This window comes from Stenotrophomonas sp. 8(2023) (genome assembly GCF_030345295.1).
GTDB classification, from domain to species: domain Bacteria; phylum Pseudomonadota; class Gammaproteobacteria; order Xanthomonadales; family Xanthomonadaceae; genus Stenotrophomonas; species Stenotrophomonas muris.
On record NZ_CP128404.1, the window covers coordinates 3,671,507 to 3,692,516 of the forward strand.

At 66.7% G+C, this 21,010-nt stretch carries 18 protein-coding genes; 6 read left to right on the plus strand and 12 right to left on the minus strand.

Translation table 11 applies throughout. From position 1 onward, the window contains the following. Positions 1–2: 2 nt before the first annotated feature. The 3 genes from QP609_RS17070 to QP609_RS17080 all read right to left on the minus strand — a co-directional run bounded on the left by QP609_RS17070 (position 3) and on the right by QP609_RS17080 (position 6,586). Positions 3–5,237, minus strand: coding sequence for an RHS repeat domain-containing protein (locus QP609_RS17070; RefSeq protein ID WP_289213816.1), 5,235 nt, complete (start codon positions 5,235–5,237; stop codon positions 3–5). A 183-nt stretch (positions 5,238–5,420) separates the two neighbouring features. Beyond that, entirely contained in the window at positions 5,421–5,927 is a 507-nt protein-coding gene (locus tag QP609_RS17075; RefSeq protein WP_197621492.1) for a DUF2867 domain-containing protein, read from the minus strand. Further along, positions 5,924–6,586 carry a serine/threonine-protein kinase gene (locus tag QP609_RS17080; RefSeq protein WP_014648307.1) on the minus strand — a complete coding sequence of 221 codons (663 nt, stop codon included), beginning with the start codon at positions 6,584–6,586 and terminating at the stop codon, positions 5,924–5,926. The genes QP609_RS17075 and QP609_RS17080 overlap by 4 nt, the downstream gene beginning before the upstream one ends. An 85-nt stretch (positions 6,587–6,671) precedes the next feature. On the opposite strand from QP609_RS17080, the gene QP609_RS17085 reads away from it, so the two are divergent. Continuing rightward, entirely contained in the window at positions 6,672–8,669 is a 1,998-nt protein-coding gene (locus QP609_RS17085; RefSeq protein WP_046432354.1) for a bifunctional DedA family/phosphatase PAP2 family protein, read from the plus strand. A gap of 177 nt (positions 8,670–8,846) precedes the next feature. On the opposite strand, the gene QP609_RS17090 is transcribed toward QP609_RS17085, so the two are convergent. The 3 genes from QP609_RS17090 to QP609_RS17100 form a co-directional block, all read right to left on the minus strand. Further along, positions 8,847–9,425 (minus strand): LON peptidase substrate-binding domain-containing protein, encoded by a 579-nt coding sequence (locus tag QP609_RS17090; protein WP_197621493.1) that lies wholly within the window; start codon positions 9,423–9,425, stop codon positions 8,847–8,849. Continuing rightward, positions 9,422–10,786, minus strand: a complete 1,365-nt coding sequence (gene mpl / locus QP609_RS17095) for a UDP-N-acetylmuramate:L-alanyl-gamma-D-glutamyl-meso-diaminopimelate ligase (RefSeq protein ID WP_014648310.1) — start codon at positions 10,784–10,786, stop codon at positions 9,422–9,424. The genes QP609_RS17090 and mpl overlap by 4 nt, the downstream gene beginning before the upstream one ends. Positions 10,787–11,117: 331 nt before the next feature. Next, entirely contained in the window at positions 11,118–11,681 is a 564-nt protein-coding gene (locus QP609_RS17100) for an adenylate kinase (RefSeq protein ID WP_032956019.1), read from the minus strand. A 136-nt stretch (positions 11,682–11,817) separates the two neighbouring features. Between QP609_RS17100 and QP609_RS17105 the strand changes: the two genes are divergently transcribed. The 3 genes from QP609_RS17105 to QP609_RS17115 all read left to right on the plus strand — a co-directional run bounded on the left by QP609_RS17105 (position 11,818) and on the right by QP609_RS17115 (position 14,544). Next, on the plus strand, positions 11,818–13,074 hold the full coding sequence (locus QP609_RS17105) for a 6-phosphofructokinase (protein WP_014648312.1): 1,257 nt from the start codon (positions 11,818–11,820) through the stop codon (positions 13,072–13,074). Positions 13,075–13,239: 165 nt separating this feature from the next. Then, complete coding sequence (locus QP609_RS17110; RefSeq protein ID WP_046432358.1) at positions 13,240–14,034, plus strand: hypothetical protein; 795 nt, start codon at positions 13,240–13,242, stop codon at positions 14,032–14,034. Between the two features lie 120 nt (positions 14,035–14,154). After that, positions 14,155–14,544 carry a DUF488 family protein gene (locus QP609_RS17115; RefSeq protein WP_197621494.1) on the plus strand — a complete coding sequence of 130 codons (390 nt, stop codon included), beginning with the start codon at positions 14,155–14,157 and terminating at the stop codon, positions 14,542–14,544. A 72-nt stretch (positions 14,545–14,616) separates the two neighbouring features. Here the strand turns inward: QP609_RS17115 and QP609_RS17120 are convergent, their stop codons facing one another. Then, positions 14,617–15,120 carry a hypothetical protein gene (locus tag QP609_RS17120; protein ID WP_197621495.1) on the minus strand — a complete coding sequence of 168 codons (504 nt, stop codon included), beginning with the start codon at positions 15,118–15,120 and terminating at the stop codon, positions 14,617–14,619. A 355-nt stretch (positions 15,121–15,475) separates the two neighbouring features. Between QP609_RS17120 and QP609_RS17125 the strand changes: the two genes are divergently transcribed. Then, a complete protein-coding gene (locus QP609_RS17125) occupies positions 15,476–17,503 on the plus strand; it encodes a sodium-translocating pyrophosphatase (protein WP_032956016.1) in 2,028 nt (675 codons plus the stop codon). Positions 17,504–17,581: 78 nt separating this feature from the next. Here QP609_RS17125 and QP609_RS17130 read toward each other — a convergent pair whose 3' ends face one another. Genes QP609_RS17130 through QP609_RS17150 form a run of 5 tightly spaced genes read right to left on the minus strand, consistent with a single transcriptional unit; the run spans position 17,582 to position 20,537 of the window. Next, complete coding sequence (locus QP609_RS17130) at positions 17,582–18,304, minus strand: energy transducer TonB (protein WP_126411337.1); 723 nt, start codon at positions 18,302–18,304, stop codon at positions 17,582–17,584. Next, the gene (gene exbD / locus QP609_RS17135; protein ID WP_053495202.1) at positions 18,301–18,726 is read right to left on the minus strand and encodes a TonB system transport protein ExbD; all 426 of its coding nucleotides are present in this window, start codon (positions 18,724–18,726) and stop codon (positions 18,301–18,303) included. The genes QP609_RS17130 and exbD overlap by 4 nt, the downstream gene beginning before the upstream one ends. 9 nt (positions 18,727–18,735) lie before the next feature. After that, positions 18,736–19,464: a tonB-system energizer ExbB gene (gene exbB, locus QP609_RS17140; protein ID WP_014648318.1), complete on the minus strand. Its 729-nt coding sequence runs from the start codon at positions 19,462–19,464 to the stop codon at positions 18,736–18,738. Further along, positions 19,451–19,918 (minus strand): YbaN family protein, encoded by a 468-nt coding sequence (locus QP609_RS17145; RefSeq protein ID WP_053495203.1) that lies wholly within the window; start codon positions 19,916–19,918, stop codon positions 19,451–19,453. Before QP609_RS17145 ends, exbB begins: the two co-directional genes overlap by 14 nt. Before the next feature lie 31 nt (positions 19,919–19,949). After that, positions 19,950–20,537 (minus strand): biliverdin-producing heme oxygenase, encoded by a 588-nt coding sequence (locus QP609_RS17150; protein ID WP_075076023.1) that lies wholly within the window; start codon positions 20,535–20,537, stop codon positions 19,950–19,952. A gap of 106 nt (positions 20,538–20,643) precedes the next feature. Here QP609_RS17150 and QP609_RS17155 point away from each other — a divergent pair, with 106 nt between their 5' ends. Then, positions 20,644–20,901 carry a DUF2789 domain-containing protein gene (locus QP609_RS17155; RefSeq protein ID WP_006390068.1) on the plus strand — a complete coding sequence of 86 codons (258 nt, stop codon included), beginning with the start codon at positions 20,644–20,646 and terminating at the stop codon, positions 20,899–20,901. Positions 20,902–21,010 lie beyond the last annotated feature (109 nt).

A 21,010-nucleotide genomic window follows, 5' to 3' on the forward strand; every position in this document is an offset into this window, starting at 1 on the left:
GGTCACCGAGGGTTGGTCAGGTCGCCGTAATCCACAACGCTCTGCGGATACGGGTTGGACCAGGCTGAACAACCGCTGGCATTGCAGGCGCGCACAATCTGTACTTCCGCGCAGTAGACCGCGCCCTGAGCTTCGATTGAGCTCTCCGGACCGGAATACTCGAGCCTTCCGCCGTAGGCCATCATCTCGTAGTTGGTTGCACCCGGCATGCTGGTCCACTTCACCTCGCAGGAGATTTTGGTGGCGCGCCCTTCCTTCCATTGCGACTTGATGGAATGAATGAACTGCGGCGTACCCGGGGGCGGATTGGAAGCGACGACCACCGTGTTGGAGAAGTCACTGCAGCCAGAGATGTTGCATGCCCTTACGCGATAGGCGTAGTTGCCGAACACCAGACCATTGCGCTGCGACTGGGTCGAACCGTCGTTCTGGACCGCCGTCCAGGTTCCGCCATTGACACTCTCATCCAGCAGGTAGCTGGCCGCCATGGCAACGCCCGTCCAATTCAACGTGACACTGCCCGACGAGGTTCCTGCGGGCGCACTCAGGCTGGGCGGTGCCGGTGGCCGGATCACTGAAACAACACTCGTCGCCGAGTACACGCCCCACCCCGCATCGTTGCCGGCCCGGACGCGGTAGGCATAGTTGCCGGTCCCCTTGCCACCGAATGCCTGACTGGTGCTGGCCAGTGAGGCAACCTGTGCCCATGCACCATTGTTGAAGCTCTCCTCCAGTGCATAGCGCAATGCGCCGTCGACGCTGCTCCACGCAATCGTATAGTTGCCATCGAGACTCTGCCCCGGCACGTTGAGCGAAGGTGCCGCTGCAGGCGGATAGATCACCTGGGTCCGGGCAACATCTGATTCAGGACCACAGCCCGCTGGGTTACAGCCAAAGACCCGGTACCCATACGTCCCGGCCGGCTTGCCGGAGACCGCGAGACTGCGCGCCGCGCTCTCCTGCACCGTCTGCCAGGCGCCCGCTCCCACCTGCTCCTGCAGGCGATAGGTTGCCGCGCCCGCCGCTTCCGTCCAAGTAATGCTGTAGCTGCCATTGAATGCCGTTGCGGGCGCGCTTACAGCAGCCTTTGCCGCAGGAGGACGCTGCACCACGACACTGGCCGTCGCCGACCAGCCACTGCAGCTGTCCTGTTGGCAAGCGCGGACAGCATAGCCAAACGTTCCTTCCGCCTTCGCGGACGTGTTCCAGCTACGTTCGGCGCCGTTGTAGATCGTGGCCCAAGCTCCGCCAGCTGCCTGCTCTCGCAGTTCATAACGGCTGGCGTAAGACACCGCCGTCCACTGCAGTGCATAGGCACCGTTGTTGCTGAACGCGGGCGCGGTCAGGACCGGCGTAACCGGCGCGACGACCTGGATGGCCTGCGCCACCAGGCTGCCATTGAGGTGGATGTACTCGGTATTGCGGCCCTCCCGGGCATTTTCCTGCCGGCGCAGCACACCGTCGTTGCCGTACAGCGATCGAATGGTGGCACCGTCATTGGCGCCCGCCGACAGGATGCGCCGGCCATGTGCGTCGTATCGGTATCGCTCCGCGCTGGCCACACTGCGCAGGCGATTGCCGAAGTCGAAGCTGTAGCCGACGCCGTTGCGGCTGGAGAGGTTGCCCTGTGCGTCGTAGCTCAAGCCCAGAGTGGTGGCGCCTCCACTGTTCTGTACGTTGGTAAGCCGGTTATGGGTGTCGTACCAATAGACGTGATCCTTGACACCGGTCAGCGCGGCCGAACGCAGGTTGTCCACAGCATCGTAGGTGTAGCGGTACACGCCATCTCCGCCAAACGAAGGCGAGGTGGCCTGAATCAGACGATCCAGTCCGTCGTAGGCCATGGTGCGCGTGCGCTGCCCGTCCAGATTGTCGACGATACGCGCGACGTTGCCATTGGCGTCGTACTCATAGGTCGTGTCCAGCGCTCCGGCACTGTCGACCACCCGGGTAGGCAACTGGCGCTGGTTCTGCGCCATCGTGTGCACGATGCCATTGCCATAGGTGAATTGCTTCATGCCCCCATTGGCGTAGTAAGTCACCCCTGAGGCGTAGCCTCCCGCCTTGGTCGGCTGGCCCAGCGCGTTGGGCGCATAGTCAACGAAGCGCCCACTCGGATAGGTCAGGCCTGAAAGTGCGCCATTGGCGTTGTAGGCATATCCCAGCGACTGGATGCCGAGGGTACTGTCACTGGAGGTTTCGGCCGTCAACAACCCACGCTTGTTGTAGGTATAGGTGTTGATCGCCTGCGTCGTCCCCGCATCGTTTGCCGTGGTCACCGTGGCCGGCTTGCCGTCCCTTGTATACGTCCAGCCCTGGTTGCCATTCCCATCCGGGAACGCAAGTGTCGACAGCCGATTGCGCGCATCGTAGCCACGAACGATCCTGCGGGCCGCAACCGGTCCAGCATCAGCGTCGCATGCCGTGGTGCTGGAAAGGTCCAGGCCAGCTGCGCTCCAAGCAAGATTGCCCGCTGCGTCGTAACCCATCAGCGTTGCGCCGGTCTCCGGCTCCACACTCTTGCAGAGCTGCTGATGACCGTCATACACATAATTGCGGGCAATCCGGGCGCTGCCGTCCTGGTTGCGGCGCACGATCGAGCGCGGCTTGCCGAAGATGTCGCGATCGATATCGGTGAACGCGCCCGCCGGGTGAATGATCGACACCGGGGATTCCGTCGACGGCGCACCGAACGCCTGGAAAGTGGTCAGCGTCGTATTGCCCTTGGGGTCGACCACTTTCAAGCCGCCACCCGCCAGATAACTGGTCAGCGATGTCAGCAGACCGGCCTCGCTGTCGACGGACACCGAGGTCTGTCGCCCCAGCGCGTCGTAGCCGGTCCATGTACCTGTACTCAGCACAGCAGACTCGCCAGGGTGCGAGGCGAACACCTGCCGACCCGCTTCGTCGTAGGCAAACCTCTGGTAGCGCTGGGTCACGCCACGCGAGGACTCGTCATATTCCTCAGTCAGCAGCGGACGCCAGAAGGCATCGAAATAGACGTTGCGCCGCGCGTTTCCGGTTGCGACGGTCTGCCGCCAATGACCCGCTCCGATACCGTACTCGTCGCCGTTGATGGCGGTGAAACTCTGTGTCGTACGTGCCCAAGCCACACTGTCGCCCGCCGGCCAGTCGATGGTGGCCATGCGTCCCATTGCGTCATAGCCGTACTGGGTGGTTGCACCGTTCTCATCGGTAACGCTGCTGACCCAGCCATTGTCGTCCACCACCGCCGACTGCACAGCGCCGTCGGCAAACTGGATCTGCTGTGGCGTGCCGCGCTTCCAGCCGGAAAGCGTAGTGCGATTGCCACGACCGTCATCCACCATGGCCACGGTTCCGTCAGGGTTGTAGCCCAGTACCTGCTTCAACAACCCATACGAACGCACTTCCGTGGGGCGCATCAGGCCATCGAACGTCGTCTGCTCGACCACCACGCCGGTATTCTCGTTGGTGACCTTCGCGGTCGCGCCCAGAATCCATCTGCTTCGGTCGTCCGCATACTGAGTGGCATCGGTGCGGCTGCCCAAAGGACTGGCGCTATTGACACGCAACGGGCGAGCCAGATCATCGAACAACAATATGCTGGTCTGGTAGGTCACGCCATCCTGCTGGATGGCCTCGGCCACGACCGGCCGCACCTGAGCTGTGCTCGGCTCGTCGCCACTGTAGATCATCCCGTGAAGCGGGGCGAATGGCTGTGATTTCACTTCGTCTTCGGTCATGTAGACCGAGGTGCTGCTCTTGACCACATTCCCGGCCGCGTCAATGACGCTGCTACCCAGCAGCCGCCCTTCATTCAGCGCGTACTGCGAGCCATAGCGGTAGGCCGTGCGGGTTCCGTCGGGATTTGAGATCGTGACCTGCTTTTCCTTCTTGCAGGTCGTGCAGGGGTAGATGGCTGCACCGCCCACGCCGCCCCAGAGCGGCTCGTAGCCGCTGCCATAGTCATAGCTCCACTGCAGCACCTTCGGCAGGCCCGGTCCCCAGATCTTCTTGGCTCTCAGCGAGACTACGTCGTAGAAAAACGGGGTGACGATTTCGTAGTAGTACGCCGACTGTGCGATCCGGCGGATGCACTCGCTGGCATGGACGCCACTGCGGTACTGGCGACCATTCGAAAACTGGAACTCACCCATCGCACCGGACGGATGCTTGATGGTCATGACCAGCGTACCGTCACGCTCCGGCGGCTGCTCCTGACAGGTCTCGTTGCTGTTGCCGTCCCAGTTCACCTTCTCCCAGGCGCGCAGCGCGCTGGAGTAGGCGTAGGACCAAGTGCTTCCATCGGGCTGGGTAACTGCGGTGAGGCGGTTCTGGCCTTCGACCTGACCGTAGCCATAGTTCCAGGTACGGCCCGCGGCAGTCACCGACACCAGAAGCGTGCCGCTGTAGGCCAGCGTGATCTCGCGGCCATCGCTGGACCAGATCCGGGTCGGGTGACCGTTGCCGTTGTACTCGTACTGTACCCAGTTGCCCGACCGGTCCTCTACACGGCTGGCCATGAGGTAGATGCGCGTGCGAGCGATCTTGGTCCTGTCTCCTTCGCCGCCCGAGCGCTCCAGCGTGCCGCCAAAGCGCGTGAACGCGGTATCGAAGAAGTACGACTCGCCCGAGGTGGTCCTGACCCGATAGCCCTCGCCAGCCAGACCCGACTTCATTGGAATACAGTCGATGGCATCGCGATGCGAGGTGCTCCACTTGCGTGCAACGCCGTCTGTCGGCATCGGCGTGTTGTTCCAGGCCCCCAACATGGTGCGATCACCACCACCCGGGACATGGATCATGTTGCCCTGCCAGACTTCGTTGAGCCGGAAGGAAATGGGCCACTGAGGCACCATGTCGCCACTGCAACGATTGTTCAGCCAGGCGCTCGCGCCGGGGAACATGCCGGTGATGTACGGCGTGTCGACCTCCCAGCCGCCCACACCATCGAGACTGGCGTTGAAGCTGCCACTCCCGACCAGGTCCATCTCGACACTGAACCGGCGCCGCATCTGTACCGGCAGGGCGTTGTTGCCTGGCAGGCTGACGTCGGTGACGGCAAACTCAGTCTTGCCGTTGTAGAGGCTGACGCTCTCGCCGAAAAGATCATCCTTCAGCGCCGTCAGGTTCTGGGCGGACTCAATGAGCTTGCGGTATTCCTGGTAGGGCTCGACTGCCGAGACCGAACCTGCGACCACGCACAGCGTCAGTGCCGTAGCAACACGGCACTGCCAAGCAGCAACTCGCTTCACAATTTTCCCCTCGCGTCCGCATGCGTAGCCGCGCCAGGACGGCGCGACGTTGCTTCCATGCGACTCTCTCGTTCCTGATTCTAGGCGAGCGCTGCGAACAGATGGAAGGGGTCGTCAACGGCAATCATCTGGCACTTGCACGCGACCATTGAATTGCTTAATGCACCCACGCATGGCGTGGATCTACCGGTACCCCTGCACCTGCTTCCTCAGCAGATGCGGCACGATCAGCCGATGCACGGGTGCAACCGGCAGCATGTACACGCGCCCGAACGCGTTGTGCGTATGGACCACCGTCGCCACTTCCAGCACATCGCCCTGCCACTGCAGGGCCAGCTGCACACGCAGGTGGCGGTCGTCGTCTTCCAGCACGATGGCATCGTCATCCAGCGACTGCAGGGTGAAGATGCCCAGCCGTTGCCCCGGACGCGGCTGCGCGATGTCCTGTACCGCACGCAACGAGCCCAGGTGCTTCATGCCGAGCAGGCGCATGCTGCGATTGCGCAGTGCCATCAGCCCATCGAACCAGCCGGGAATGGTCGCCGCCATGTCGCGATAGGCCTGCAAGGCCGAGCGCCCATCACGACGGGTCGTCGCCTGGCAGGCGTGCACGAAGTCGGCGCCAGCCAGCTGTGGGCGCAGGATGCTGCCTGCACTCGGCGGGCCGGTCACCACCTGCGTACGGCTCACGGCTTCGGCCCCTGCCCCTCGTTGTCTTCCCAATGCAGGATGCGGCGGGTGACGAAGCGGTAGACCGGCTTGCCGGTGGCGAACCACAGCTCGCGCACCCAGGAGGTGCGCTTGAGCACCCGCTTTTCCACCGGGGTGAGCGACTCGCGGCAGTACATGCGCTTGTGCTTGAGCAGGTGGCGCAGGTCCTCACGGGCCAGCAGGCGCATCCAGCGCGAGCGCGGGTTGCCGATCACCGCCAGCTGGAAGTCGATCAGCGCCGGGCGGCCATCGTCGGTGACCAGCCAGTTGGCTTCCTTGGCCAGATCGTTGTGGGCCACGCCATTGCGATGCAGCTGCTGCAGCAGGCGACGCGCGGCGCGGAACCAGGCCAGGTCACCGCGAGGCGGACGCTGGTACATGGCGTCGCCGGCCATGAAGCTGCGGTCGAGATGACGTCCATCCCACGCCAGCAGCTGCGGCACATCGGCCATGCCGTGGATGTGGCGCAGTGCGCGTGCTTCACGGCGGGCCAGCCACCAGGCCGGCAGCCGCAACCACAGTGGTGTGGCGCCCAGATCACGGCGTACAAAGGAGCCGGCCGGCCCTTCCACAAGGAGGATGCGACCGAAGCTGTCGGCCTTCAGGGCGTGCGAGGGCGTGTCTGACGAATGCGGCATGTGCCCATTCTAGGCGATGGCGCCCGTTGCAAACGGTCACCAAGCGGCTGGGAACCAGTCACCTTCACGCCCCTATAATCGGGCAATGGACTCTTCATGGATCGACGCCACCCTCGCGTGGATTGCCGCTCACCCCGTGCTGGCGGGTGCCGTTATCTTCCTCATCGCCTTCTGCGATGCGGTGATCATTCTCGGCGCCATCGTGCCGGCCCTGCCGCTGCTGTTCGCGGTGGGCGTGTTCATCGGGCTGGGCCAGATCTCCGGGCCGTATGCGGTGGCGGCAGCCGCACTGGGCGCATTCGCCGGTGATGGCATCAGTTACTGGATCGGGCGCCGCTGGGGTGACCGCCTGCGTGGCGTGTGGCCCTTCAGCCGTTACCCGCAGCTGCTCGACCGCGGCGAAAACCTGTTCCGCCGCAATGCCTTCAAGAGCATCCTGGTAGCACGCTACGTGGGCGCGATCCGGCCGTTCGTGCCGGCCATCGCCGGCATGATGAAAATGCCGGCCAGCCGCTACATGCAGGCCAGTGGCATCGCCAGCATTTCGTGGGCGGTGCTGTTCCTGGCACCGGGCTGGGTGCTCGGCGAGGCCTACGACGCGGTGGCCGCCGTCGCAGGGCGCCTGGTGGTGGTGGTCGGCCTGCTGGCAGTGATCCTCGGCCTGGTCTGGGCCATCGTGCTGTACGGCTACCGCTGGTCGGCCGCGCGCATGGACAACTGGCTGGCGCGGCTGCTGGACTGGTCCAACCGACACCCGACGCTGGGCCGCTACACCGTCGGTGTGCTGGACCCGAAGCGCCGCGAGTCGGTGCCGCTGGCGATGCTGGCGCTGATGCTGCTGGTGCTGGGCTGGGGCTGGTTCGCGCTGCTGACCGTGGTGGTCGCCCATGGCGAGCCGCTGGCGATCGACCTGCTGGTGCATCAGGCCATGCTGGCGCTGCGCAACCCGCTGGCCGATTACCCGATGGCCGCGCTGGCATCGCTGGGCGCCTGGCAGGTGTTGTTGCCGGCCACCGCTGCAGCGATGGGCTACCTGATCTGGCGCCGCCGCTGGATGGCAGCCGCGCACTGGCTGGCCGCGCTTGCCTTCGGCCTGGCGTTGACCATGCTGCTCGGCGCAACGGTGGATGTGGTGCGACCGGTCGATGCCAGCAGTGGCTTTGGCTTCCCGTCGGTGTCGGTGACCATGGCCACCATCACCTTCGGCTTCTTCGCGGTGCTGATCGCCCGCGAGATGCCTGGCCGCACCCGTGTCTGGCCGTACCTGGTGTCGGGCATCGTGGTCAGCCTGATCGGCTTCTCGCGCCTGTACCTGGGCGCGCACTGGCTGAGCGATGTGATCGGCGGCATGCTGTTCGGCACGTTCTGGCTGCTGGTGCTGGGCATCGCCTACCGCCGCCGCTTCAACCGCTCGTTCTGGGTGAAGCCGGTGGCGTGGCTGTTCTACGGTGTCTTCGCCGTGGCGGCGATGTGGTACGCGCCGCGCCACATTCCGGTGAAGCTGGAACGCTTCGAGCCGACCCTGCCGGCGGCGCAGGCGATGGACATGCAGGCCTGGTGGCAGCACGACTGGGCGACACTGCCGGCGCGCCGCAACGAGTTCGACGACGACCAGCGCTGGCCGCTGGACGTGCAGGTGGCGGGCCCGCTGGCCCCGCTGCAGGCGCAGCTGGAAGCACGCGGCTGGAAGCGGCAGGAACAGGCCGGCTGGCAGGAGGCGCTGCTGATGCTGGACAAGAACACGGGTGCCGACGAACTGCCGGTGCTGCCAGCCACGCTGGACACGCGCGTGGAAGCGCTGTTGATGGTGCGCCCGGGTACACACCGCGATGAGCGCTATGTACTGCGCCTGTGGCCAGCCCCTGCGCAGTTGCAACCGGGCAATACGCCGCTATGGCTGGGCAGTGCGCAGACCCTGCGCTACGAGCGTCATTTCGAGTGGATCGGCATGTGGCACCCGCTGCGTGGCGTCGACCCGGCGCTCAACGCAGTGAAGGACGCCGTGCAGGACCTGCCGCAGCGCGAGGATGTGCACAGCGAAACCGGGTTGCCGGTGCTGCGGTTGAAGACCACGGCGCCCTGACCGGCACCGGTGCGCGATCACCCACTGAAGAGCCGAGCCCATGCTCGGCCGCTCTTCGCGGGAACCATCAAGCCGAGCATAGGCTCGGCTCTACAGTAGATCCACGCCGTGCGTGGATGGCATTCCACGCATGCCCCAGCGTGTGCACCAAGGTGCACACCCACCCAAGGCAGGCTGCTACGGCATCCAGCCCAGCAACTGCTGCAATCGCTGGTGCGGGTCGTCCATCTGCAGCAGCTGCAGGCGCTGCTGCTCGCTCAGCGGCAACAGCTCGGCCAGCCGCCAGCCGACCCAGCTGGCCTGGTCCAGCAACGCCGGGTTGGCCGGCGCATAAACCTCGCCGGCCTGTTCGATGATGTGCCCCAGCACCGTGGCCAGCAGCGCGTGCTGTGGTCGCAGTTCGTCGTCCGGGTCTTCCTCGCACCAGCGCACGTCGGCCACCACCAGGCCGTTGTCGCGCACGCGGGTACGCTCCACATGGAAACGGCGGGTGCCGCGCAGGCGAAGCTGCAGCACGCCATCGGCACCGACATCGAAGTCTTCGATGCGCACCTGCACACCATAGGCCGCCGGCGTCGCCGGTGCACCGACTTCCTCGCCATCGAGGATCAGGCAGACACCGAACCCCTCACCACTGCGGCCGCTGTCGCGGACCAGGTCCAGATAGCGGCGCTCGAAAACACGCAGGCCCACCGCCGCACCCGGCACCAGCGTGGTGTGCAGCGGAAACAGCGGCAGCGGGCTGTCGACGCTCATCGGGCCTGCAACGCGGCGAGGAAGCGGCGCGGGGCGCCGTCGAAGCCACCGTTGGACATGAACACCACGTGGTCGCCGCTACGCACGCTGGACTGCAGCTGCGCCAGCAATGCGTCGGTATCCGGCACCGCGTGGGCGTCACCACGTACCGCAGCGATCACCGCAGCGGCATCCCAGGCCAGTTCCGGGCGATGCAGGAACACCACTTCATCAGCCAGCGCCAGCGACGGTGCCAGTGCCTGCGCATGTGCGCCCAACCGCATCGAGTTGCTGCGCGGTTCCATCGCAACCACGATGCGCGCATCGCCGACCCTGGCACGCAGGCCTTCCAGCGTGGTGGCGATCGCGGTGGGGTGATGGGCGAAATCATCGTAGACGGTGATGCCGCCATGGCTGCCGATCACTTCCATGCGGCGCTTGACGCTGCGGAAGCGCGCCAGCGCCGGGATCACCGTGGCCGGCGCCACGCCCACTGCATGCGCAGCGGCCAGCGCGGCCAGCCCGTTGAGCACGTTGTGGCGGCCCAGCAGCGACCACTGCACGTCGCCCAGCGCCTGCCCACGATGGTGCACGCGGAACGCGCTGCCATCGGCGGCCAGCAGCTCGGCATGCCACTCCAGCGACGGATCGAAACCAAACCGCTCGACCGGGGTCCAGCAGCCCATCGCCAGCACTTCGGCCAGGCGCTGATCCTCGCCGTTGACGATCAGCCGCCCACGTGCGGGCACGGTACGCACCAGGTGGTGGAACTGGCGCTGGATCGCCGCCACGTCCGGGAAGATGTCGGCGTGGTCGTATTCAAGATTGTTGAGGATGGCCACCAGCGGCCGGTAGTGCACGAACTTGCTGCGCTTGTCGAAGAAGGCCGTGTCGTACTCATCGGCTTCGACCACGAACTCGCGGCCTTGGCCCAGGCGCGCGGAGACTCCGAAATCCTCGGCGACGCCGCCGATCAGGAAGCCGGGCGAGCGCCCTGCACTTTCCAGCAGCCAGGTGAGGATGGTGGTGGTGGTGGTCTTGCCATGGGTACCGGCCACGGCCAGCGTGTCGCGGCCCGGCAGCACCTGCTCGGACAGCCACTGCGCACCGGATATATAGCGCTGGCCGGCATCGAGCACGGCTTCCACGGCGGCATTGCCGCGCGACAGCGCGTTGCCGATCACCACCTCGTCGGTGCCGGCCGGCACGCTGTCGGCACGGTAGCCCTGGTCCAGGGTGATGCCCAGCTGTTCGAGCTGGGTCGACATCGGCGGGTAGATGGCCTGGTCGCTGCCGCTGACGGAATGCCCGAGTTCCCGCGCCAGGGCGGCCACGCCGCCCATGAAGGTGCCGGCAATTGCAAGGATATGTACGCTGCTCATGACCGAGGATTGTGACCGATGACGGCTGTATAGGGCCAATGTCCGCTATCGGGTAAGACAACCCCTACACGGGATGTGAGAAAACTCCAATCAGCTGTCAGGGAATTCCCGATAGCGATGTTCTGTGAACCCGGACACAATTCGAACTGCCAGCCGCAGTACCCGAACCGGTCCTACTCCCCAAGAGGCCATCCCCAAGGGAGCTCATGCTGCGGGGCCCTGAGCAAGCCCTTCGCTGGCGCCTGTCAAACGACACAGGCCTGATCCTCGCGGACCAGGCCTGTGTTTTTTTGCGCCCGGGGAGCCGGCAATTCGCGCCGGCCCGGCCGGATCAGGCCTTGATCGCCGCCAGGATGCGGGCTTCGATCTCGTCCAGCTCACCGACGCCATCGACGCGGGCCAGGGTGCCACGGCCGGCGTAGAAATCGACCACCGGGGCGGTCTGCTCGTTGTAGACCTGCAGGCGCTGGCGCACCGCTTCCGGATTGTCGTCGGCGCGGCCCTGCTCCTTGGCACGACCGGCGATGCGATCCACCAGCAGCTCGGTGGCCACGTCCAGCTGCACCACGGCGTCCAGCGGCTGGCCGATCTTGGCCAGCAGGCCGTCCATCGCATTGGCCTGGGCCACGTTGCGCGGGTAGCCATCGAGGATGAAGCCCTTGGCGACATCAGCCTGGGTCAGGCGCGACTCCAGCATGCCCAGCAGGATGTCGTCCGACACCAGGTTGCCGGCATCCATCACCGTCTTGGCCTGCTTGCCCAGCTCGGTGCCGGCGGCGATTTCCGCGCGCAGCATGTCACCGGTCGAAATGTGGGCGATGCCCAGCTTTTCCTTCAGGCGCGTCGCCTGTGTCCCCTTGCCCGAACCGGGCGGTCCCAACAGAACCAATCGCATTGACCTGACTCCAACGTGTTGAAAACAAAGAAGGTTCGCGTCCCGGACGGTCCGGTATCGCTGCACCGCAATAGCGCCACTTTACCGCATCCGGGTAATGTCCCTGCAATGTCCCCTCCCCCGAGCAGGTAGAAGCATGCGCAACGGTACTCTCCTTTATGCCCAGTCCGGCGGTGTCACCGCCGTCATCAACGCCACGGCGGCGGCGGTGATCGAGCAGGCGCGGGCCAAGGGCATCAAGGTCCTGGCCGCCCGCAACGGCATCCTCGGCGCCCTGCGCGAGGAGCTGATCGACACCAGCAAGGAGAGTGCCGCGGCCATCCGCGCGCTGGCCCATACCCCGGGCGGTGCCTTCGGCTCGTGCCGGGTCAAGCTGAAATCGCTGGACGCCGACCGCGCCCGCTACGACCGCCTGCTGGAGGTGCTGCGCGCGCACGACGTGCGCTGGTTCCTCTACAACGGCGGCAACGACTCGGCCGATACCGCGCTGAAGGTCTCGCAGCTGGCCAAGGCCTCCGGCTACGACCTGACCTGCATTGGCGTGCCCAAGACCATCGACAACGATCTGGCGGTGACCGACACCTGCCCCGGCTTCGGCTCGGCGGCCAAGTACACCGCCGTCTCGGTGCGCGAGGCGGCGCTGGACGTTGCGGCGATGGCCGAGACCTCCACCCGCGTCTTCATCTACGAGGCGATGGGCCGCCACGCCGGCTGGCTGGCCGCGGCCGCCGGCCTGGCTGGCAACGGTGATGACGAAGCACCGCACATCATCCTGCTGCCCGAGCGCGCCTACGACGAGGCCGCGTTCCTGGCCAAGGTGAAGGCCGTGGTCGAGCGCGTCGGCTACTGCGTGGTGGTGGCGTCGGAAGGTATCGCGACCGCAGATGGCCGCTTCGTCGCCGACGCAGGCGGCGGCAAGGACTCGTTCGGTCACTCGCAGCTGGGCGGCGTGGCCGCGCACCTTGCTGCACGGGTCAAGGACCAGCTGGGCCTGAAGGTGCACTGGGCGCTGCCCGACTACCTGCAGCGCTCGGCCCGCCACCTGGCCAGCAGGACCGACTGGGAGCAGGCACAGGCGGTCGGCAAGGCCGCCGTGCAGCTGGCACTGAAGGGCCAGAACGGCGTGATGCCGGTGATCGTGCGCAGCAGCGATGCGCCCTATCGCTGGAAGATCGAAGCGGCCCCGCTGTCGAAGATCGCCAACCACGAGAAGAAGATGCCAGCCGGCTTCATCCGCCGCGATGGCTTCGGCATCACCGCCAAGGCGCGCGCCTACCTGTCGCCGCTGATCAAGGGCGAAGCGCCGCTTCCCTATGGCACCGACGGCCTGCCGAAGTACGTGACACTGAAGAACGTGGCGGTGAAGCAGAAGCTGCCGGCCTTCGAGGGCTGAAGTGTGCCTGCGTCCTGTGCGGCGCACAGGGCGCATTGCGGCGGCCGCCGAAGCGCCCCACAATCGGGCTCCGGCCCGGGGCAAAGGGGCCGCTGCAAGCCAGATTCGACGCTGCCCGGCCCTCAAGGCCCGGGCCCGTGCTGCCATTTCACAAGGACTGTAACCATGAAGCACCCGATCCTGATCGCCGCGCTGCTGTGCGGTGCTGCCGCGCCGGCCTTCGCTGCGACCTGCGAAAGCAACTTCCAGAAGAAGGGCAATCCCTTCGTCGGCACTACCTTCACTTCATCGGTCACCCATCCTGACCTGACCGTGGCCAGCGCCATCGGCCAGATGCGGGTAATCGCCAAGAACGCCAACATGGACGTCCTCAGCGAGGACGTGGAAGGCGGCTCGATGCTGATCGAAGAGCCGGAATCCATGGCCCACAAGCCGATTCCGATGATCATCAGTGCCACCTCCGAAGGCGGCCAGGGCACCGTCGGCATGGTGGTGAAGGTCAACAAGGGCGCCATCGCCCCGGCCGACGGCGTGCGCGAAGAAATGTGCAAGCTGCTCAACCAGATCAAGCCAGGCAAGGCGGGCGAACAGGCGGCCAAGGCCACTCCGCAGGCCTCGGTGGTGACCATTGCCGCCGACCGCTTCGGCTTCCAGCTGCGCAACCAGAACAAGGACAACCCGGCCGCGGTCGAGCCGCGCTACAAGGGCAAGACCTACGCCATCACCGGTCGCATCACCACCGTGCTGCGCAGTGGCGGCACCTACAACACCAGCTTCGACCTGCCCAGCGATGGCAGCATCGATTTTGAGCGTGTGGCCATTTCCTGCTCGTTCGCAGCCAACCAGGCCGCGTATGCGCTGGCCCTGCGCCCGCGCGAGAAAGTAACGCTGACCGGCGTGGTCGACAGCTACGACCAGATCGGTCGGGTGTTGTGGCTGAAGGACTGCCGCGGCAACTGACCGCTGCCGGCATGGGAAAAGGCCCGGGTGCGCAGGCGCCTGGGCCTTTTCGTTTCCCCAGCGGTTCACGCCTGGCGCACGTGCATCGCAGGATGATGGACGCCCCGCCTGGAGGTCATCATGGCACTGCGTGTTGTTCGTCTCGGCAGCCCGCGCCAACCCGGTGAGGGCCTGCGCATCGGCACCGTGCGGCGACCACCGCGCGGCGTGCCCCGCAGCGAATTCGCGAAACGGGACTGGTACGACGTCTGGTTCCCGGCTCTGTCACCCAGCGCGGAGCTGGTGAAACAGGCCCATGAGGCGAAGACCGCCGCCGACTGGACTGCGTTCTTCCGCCACTACAAGGCCGAGATGAAAGCGCCCGATGCCGCGCACGCGCTGGACCTGCTGGCCGCGATGTCGCAGCACAGCGACCTCAGCGTGGGCTGCTACTGCGAGGACGAAGCGCACTGCCATCGCAGGGCGTTGCGCGAGCTGCTGGTGGCGCGCGGGGCGACGCTGGCGGAGTGAGATCAGCCCGATGCCGGCCAGCGGCCGGCACTACCACGTGGACGACTGCGTGGGCGCAGCGCACGCATCATCTCAATTGCAGGCCTTGCCTTCCATCTGCAGCTGCGCGGCGAACATCGTCACCTGCGGAATCTGGCCGGCTGCCGCCTGCTTCTTGGCCTCTTCCAGATAGATGCGCGACTGGCCCTGCCCATCCAGCTCGACCTTGTTGCTCGACGGCAGGCGCCACACCCGCACCACCGCCTGCTGCGCCGGGCATGCCGCGTTGGGCACGCGGATCACATCGTTGAGCTTCCAGCCCTTGTCGGCACTCGGCTGTGCCTTGGTGTAGTCGACGAAGCGCGCACGTGGCTGGCACTGCTCGCTGGTACGCACGGCGGAGAAGCGGTACGGGGCGGCGGCATCGCCGGTGAACGCACCTTCCAGGCGTGCGCAGGCCTCGGGAATCTGCCGCAGCGTATGCACCGCGCCCACCGTCTGGGGTGCGCCCACGGCACGCTGCAGCTCCGGGGTTTCCGCAGCGAGTGCCGGCACGGCCGGGGCCAGGGCGGCGAGCATCAACAGGGACAGGCGCATGGGGGATCTCCATCGGGACTCCGCGCAGGCTTGCAGAGGCTGGCTTAACGGGGTGCAAAGGCCGGTGGCTCGCAAATCATGCCCTTGCCTGGCGGCGGGTCCGCGCGCATGTCGACGCGCTCATTGGCAGGGCGCCCACGGGTCATGCGGCGCGGCTCCCACGGGCCAGTCGAGCATGGCTCGACTCTACAAAGAGCGGCACGCATACTGCAGGCACCAGGGAATGCTGAACACCGCCATACGTCGGACGACCACCAAGGTCGGTACGGGTTGGTTCCAGGCTGCAGCCCGTCGTCCCCCTCGTGGTGCCGTTCATCGCCACTGGATGCCTACATCCATTCTGCGGAGGGGTCTAATGCTGGAACGTCACGGGCTGTCACTGGCGCTGGGCTGCGCCATTCTCGCGATCCTGTTCGGAATCGTCTCGGCGCGCTGGATCCTGCGCCAACCCACCGGCAATGAGCGCATGGTTGCGATCGCCACCGCGATCCAGGAAGGTGCGCGCGCCTACCTCAACCGTCAGTACCTGACCATCGGCATCGCCGGCGTGGTGCTGTTCGTGCTGGTCGGGGTGTTCCTCAGCTGGTACACCGCGATTGGTTTCGCGGTCGGTGCGGTGCTGTCCGGCGCCGCCGGCTACATCGGCATGAACGTGTCGGTGCGCGCCAACGTGCGCACCGCGGAGGCGGCGCGCCAGGGCATCAGCGCGGCGATGGACGTCGCCTTCCGCGGCGGCGCGATCACCGGCATGCTGGTGGTCGGGCTGGGCCTGCTGGGCGTGGCAGGCTACTACGCACTGCTGCTGCGCATGGGCCTGCCGATGGAGCAGGCGCTGCACGCGCTGGTCGGGCTGGCGTTCGGTTCGTCGCTGATCTCGATCTTCGCGCGGTTGGGCGGCGGCATCTTCACCAAAGGAGCCGACGTCGGCGCCGACCTGGTCGGCAAGGTCGAAGCCGGTATTCCCGAAGATGATCCGCGCAACCCGGCGGTGATCGCCGACAACGTCGGTGACAACGTCGGTGACTGCGCCGGCATGGCCGCCGACCTGTTCGAGACCTACGCGGTGACCGTGATCGCCACCATGCTGCTGGGCAGCCTGATGCTGGCCGAGGCCGGCGCCAACGCGGTGCTCTACCCGCTGGTGCTGGGCGGCGTATCGATCATCGCCTCGATCATCGGTGCGCTGTTCGTCAAGGTGAAGCCGGGCGGCTCGATCATGGGTGCGCTGTACAAGGGCGTGATCGTCTCCGGCGTGCTGGCGGCGATTGCGTTCTATCCGATCACCACCGGGCTGATGTCCGACAACGTGCATGGGCCGATGGCGCTGTATGGCTGCGCGTTGATCGGGTTGGTGCTGACCGGGCTGATCGTGTGGATCACCGAGTACTACACCGGCACCCAGTACAAGCCGGTGCAGCACGTGGCGCAGGCCTCGACCACCGGCCATGGCACCAACATCATCGCCGGCCTAGGCATTTCGATGAAGTCCACCGCGCTGCCGGTGGTGGCGGTGTGTGCGGCGATCTGGGGAGCCTTCGCGCTGGGCGGCCTGTACGGCATCGCCATCGCCGCTACTGCGATGCTGTCGATGGCCGGCATGATCGTCGCCCTCGATGCCTACGGCCCGATCACCGACAACGCCGGTGGCATCGCCGAAATGGCCGAGCTGCCCTCGGAGATCCGCGACATCACCGATCCGCTGGATGCAGTGGGCAACACCACCAAGGCAGTGACCAAGGGCTATGCGATCGGATCGGCGGCGCTGGCCGCACTGGTGCTGTTCGCCGACTACACCCACAACCTGCAGGCGGCCAATCCCGGCCAGGAGTTCCGCTTCGATCTCAGCGACCACACGGTGATCATCGGCCTGCTGATCGGCGGCCTGATTCCCTACCTGTTCGGTGCGATGGCGATGGAAGCGGTCGGCCGCGCCGCCGGTGCGGTGGTGGAGGAAGTGCGCCGCCAGTTCCGCGAGATCCCCGGCATCATGCAGGGCACCGGCAAGCCCCAGTACGACAAGGCGGTGGACATGCTGACCCGCTCGGCGATCCGCGAAATGATCGTGCCGTCATTGCTGCCGGTGGCGGTGCCGGTGGTGGTCGGCTTGCTGCTGGGGCCACGCGCGCTGGGCGGCCTGCTGATCGGCACCATCGTGACCGGCCTGTTCGTGGCCATTTCGATGACCACCGGCGGCGGTGCCTGGGACAACGCCAAGAAGTACATCGAGGATGGCCACTTCGGCGGCAAGGGCAGCGAGGCACACAAGGCGGCAGTGACCGGCGACACCGTCGGCGATCCGTACAAGGACACCGCCGGCCCGGCGATCAATCCGCTGATCAAGATCATCAACATCGTGGCGCTGCTGCTGGTGCCGCTGTTGTAGATCCGCGCCATGCGTGGATGACGGCCTCGATGGGGTCAGAGCCCTTTCCTGCGGAAAGGGATCCGACCCCACCGTCAATCACCGCCCACGCAGGAAGAACGACACCGGCACCATCACTTCCACCGGGTCGCCGGCCATTTCGGCCGGCGGCGCCGGCAGCGGGCTGGCCCGCTGCACGGTGTCCAGCGTCTCCTGGTCGAGCAGCGCGAAGCCACTGCTGCGGCCCAGTTTCAACCCCGAGACCGCGCCATCCCGGGCCACGGCAAAGCGCACGTAGACCACGCCCTGCTGGCGCAGCCGCTCGGCCTGGCGTGGATAGCGCCGGTGCTTCTGCAGGTGCCCGAGCAGGCGTCCTTCCCAGGTCGCCTCGGCACGACTGCGCTCACCCGCCGTGGTCTGCGGCGCGGTGTAGCGTGCGGCAGCGTCGGCGGCCACCTGCGGCGGTGCGCTGGTCTGCGCGACGTTGGCATCGGCGCTGTCCGGCGCGGGCGCTGGTTCCGGCGCTTCTGGCGGAGGCAGCTCACCCTGCGGCTGCACGGGTGCCTTGGGTTGCTCACGCACGGCTGGCGCTGGCGCCTGCTGCCGCTGCTGTTGCTGCTGCAGCGGCCCGGTGGCGACCTCGCGCGGCGGCGCCGGCGGTGCCTGCGCCATCGGCGCCAGCTCCAGCGTCAGCGCTGCCGGGGGAGCCGTTGCAGCCTGCACCGGTGCGCGCGCCACCCACCAGCAGGCCGCGCCGATCAACAGCGCGTGCACCAGCAGTACGATCGCCAGGCTGGTCGCCCAGCGCCGCAGTCCGCTCATTGCGTGCGCTGCTCCAGGCCGACCAGTGCCACCTTCAGGTAACCGGCCGCACGCAATGCATCCAGCGTGGCCATCAGTTCGCCGTAGGGCACGTGGGTATCGGCGCGCAGGAAGATACGCTGCGCGGTGTCACTGTGGGTGGCCGCCTGCAATGCAGCCGCCAGCCCGTCGCGCGCTACGGCCTGTTCGCCAACGCGAAGCGACAGATCGGCCTGCACAGTCACATACACCGGCGCCTGTTCGGGCGGCGTGGCACTGGCGCTGCTGGCCGGCAGCTGCACCGGCACCGACACGGTCGCCAGCGGTGCGGCCACCATGAAGATGATCAACAGCACCAGCATCACGTCGATGAAGGGCGTGACATTGATCTCGTGCGCTTCTTCGGGGGCATCGTCGCGGTCGGACGCGGTCCTGATCGCCATCGTCGCGCCTCAGTGCACCGCGCGCAGCGGCGCCGCAGCGGCACGCGGGACGGCACGATCAAGATCGCGCGACACCAGCTGCTGCACGGCGGCCGACAGATCGCCGAGCAGCCCCCGCAGGCCGGCCAGCACGCGGCTGAAATGGTTGTAGACCAGCACCGCGGGAATCGCCGCGACCAGGCCGAGCGCTGTCGCCAACAGGGCCTCGGCGATGCCGGGCGCAACCACCGCCAGGCTGGTGGTGTTGCTGTGGGCGATGCCGATGAAACTGTTCATGATCCCCCACACCGTACCGAACAGGCCGACGAACGGCGCCACCGCGCCGATGCTGGCGAGCGCGCCGATACCGCGCCGCTGCACGCGCGCGGTTTCCAGCTCGATGCGTTCCAGGCGCGAGGCGACGCGCTCCTTGATGCCGTCGTGGCTGTCCAGCTCCTGCGACAGGCGCAGTTCGGTGCGTGCAGCGTCCAGCATCGTCAGTGCGGCGCCCTGTTGCAGGGTCGCTTCTTCGCTCTGCGTCGGCAGCTGTGCGGACTGCAGCAACAGCGCGCGTGCCGCACGCAGCTGCCGGGCCTGCCGCGCCAGCTCCCAGCCCTTGGCCAGCAGCACGGTCCAGGTGGCCAGCGACGCCAGTGCCAGCGCGATCATCACGGCCTTCACCACCACGTCGGCGGCCAGGTACATGCCCCACGGGGTCAATGCGGGGGCGGCCACAGGGGCCAGGTCAGCAGGCAGCATCGTCTCGGTTTCCATCAGCATCAGGGGTCGCTGCGCGACGGCGGGTCGCACGCGGATCATTGGCGTCGTCCACTTCCACGACCGGATGGGGCTGCAGCCGCGGCGCGGGTCGGCTGAGCACGTAGCCGGCGCTGACCGCGAAGAACAGGCCCACGCCCAGCAGCAGGCGCCACGACGGGTGCGCTCCCCAGCAGAACAGCGCAAAACCCACGGCCATGCCGGCACTGGCGAACGCCTTGCCCTTGCGCGACACCGCACCCTGCTCACGCCACAGCCGCAGTGACGGGCCGTAGCGCGGATGCGCCAGCAGGCGCTGCTCGAACTTCGGCGAGCTGCGTGCGAAGCAGCCCACGGCGAGGATCAGGAAGATGGTGGTCGGCATCACCGGCAGCAACGCGCCGATCACCCCGAGGCCGACCATCAACCATCCCAGCGCGAACCAGAGCCAACGCATCAGCGCTGCATCCGCAGGCGGGCACCAGGCATCAGGCGAATTCCACTTCGACGTGGCCGTGCACGCTGCGGAACGCGGCGTCGGCCGCATCGATCACCTGCTGCTCCTGCCTGGCACTCAGCGGTACCGCGTCCAGCGCAGCGGTGAACTCGCGCCAGTGGCGCGCCGCGCCATCCGGATGCGCGGCCAGGTGGCGGGCGCCGAAATCACGATCCAGGCCGAGCCTGGCGGCCATCTTGTACAGCACGGTGCCGCCCAGGTTGGACCCTTCGGCCACATACAGCCACCCCAACGCGGCGGGCAGTTCCAGATCGGACGGCAACGCCGCGATGTCGGCCCCGGGCAGCGTCTGCTCCAGATCCTGCAGGTCGCGCGCCACCTGGGCCAGGCGGCGGCGCTCGCCCAGGTCCGGCAGCAGTGCGTCCAGCGCAGGGTTGGCATACAGCGCATCGATGCTGCGATGGAAGCGGTACTGCACGCGCAGGAACCGGGCGAAGTTGCTGCGGTCGGCGAAGATGTCACCGGCCATGATGCGCTTGTCCAGGGCGCCATGGCTGTCGCGGGTGGCGGCCTTGAGCCGCAGGCTGCGGCTGTCTTCAGGGGCGATATGTGCGTTCATGGGGGATGCCAAGGGGGTCGTCCTGCTGTAGACGTTCGCCACGGGGCTTTCCCCAAGGCTATGTGCGCCGATAATGGCGCATCCCTTCTTACCGCAGGAACCGACGATGATCACCACCGAACCGCGCATGACCAACCTGTTCCTGCAGCTGGGCCTGGACGCCAGCGCCGAGGGCATCGCCCGCTTCATCCGCGAGCACCAGCTGGCCACCGATGTGGAAGTGGTCGAGGCACCGTACTGGAACGATGCGCAGCGCCAGTTCCTGTCCGAGTCGCTGCAGGCCGATGCGGCATGGACCACCGTGGTGGATGAGCTGAACGAGTCGCTGCACGAGGACGCGGTGAAGGCGGCGACGGGGCTGTAAGCGGGGTATCCCGCGCTGTTGGGGTCAGAGCCCTTTCCGCAGGAAAGGGATCCGACCCCGCCGCTCGCCCTTTCCGGAGGAAAGGGATCCGACCCCAGCGCTCATCCGC